Below are 1,041 nucleotides of genomic sequence, written 5' to 3' on the forward strand. Positions count from 1 at the left end.
ACCCAGCGAGGAGATGAGCCGCGCCTTCTTGTCGTCGGGCAGTTCCGGCAGATCTTTGGCCAAAGCATCGACGTAGACCTGGTCGAATTCCAGCGGCAGCAGATCGGGATCGGGGAAATAGCGGTAATCATGCGCTTCTTCCTTCGAGCGCATTGAGCGAGTCTCGCCCTTGACGGCATCGTACAGCCGCGTTTCCTGATCGATCTTGCCGCCGTCCTCGAGAATGGCGATCTGGCGCCGTGCCTCGAAGTCGATGGCCTGGCCGATGAAACGGATCGAGTTCATATTCTTGATCTCGCAGCGGGTGCCGAACTCACCACCGGGCCGGCGTACCGAGACGTTGACGTCGGCGCGCAGCGAGCCTTCATCCATATTGCCGTCACAGGTGCCGAGATAGCGCATTATGGTGCGCAGCTTGGTCACATAGGCCTTCGCCTCATCGCCGGAACGCAGATCAGGCTTGGAGACAATCTCCATCAGAGCCACGCCGGAACGGTTGAGGTCGACATAGGACATGGTCGGATGCTGGTCGTGCATCGACTTGCCGGCATCCTGTTCCAGATGCAGCCGCTCGATGCCGACCTCGATGTCCTCGAACTCGCCCTTCCGGTCCGGCCCGACCGAAACGATGACGGTGCCCTCGCCGACGATCGGCTGCTTGAACTGCGAAATCTGGTAGCCCTGCGGCAGGTCTGGATAAAAGTAGTTCTTCCGGTCGAAAACCGACCTATGATTGATCTGCGCCTTCAGTCCGAGACCAGTGCGGATCGCCTGTTTGACGCACTCCTCGTTGATGACAGGCAGCATGCCCGGCATTGCCGCATCGACCAGGCTGACATTGGCGTTCGGGGCCGCACCGAAAGCGGTCGAAGCGCCGGAAAACAATTTTGCTTCGGAAATGACCTGCGCATGCACTTCGAGACCGATGATGATTTCCCAGTCGCCGGTGGCGCCGGGGATCAGGCGTTTTGGGTCGGGCGTGCGGGTATCGATAAGGGACATGACGGCCTACATATTGGAACTGCTGAATATGCGCGGGAT

1 protein-coding gene is annotated in these 1,041 nt (G+C 59.5%); it reads right to left on the reverse strand.

Annotation, left to right across the window (positions count from 1 at the left end):
* Positions 1–1,002, reverse strand: a 1,002-nt coding sequence (gene gatB, locus C1D09_RS16995) for an Asp-tRNA(Asn)/Glu-tRNA(Gln) amidotransferase subunit GatB (RefSeq protein ID WP_143975401.1), incomplete at its 3' end; no start/stop codon positions are given.
* Between the last annotated feature and the right edge of the window lie 39 nt (positions 1,003–1,041).

The sequence above is a fragment of the Mesorhizobium intechi genome (genome assembly GCF_002879535.1).
Classification (GTDB): domain Bacteria; phylum Pseudomonadota; class Alphaproteobacteria; order Rhizobiales; family Rhizobiaceae; genus Mesorhizobium; species Mesorhizobium intechi.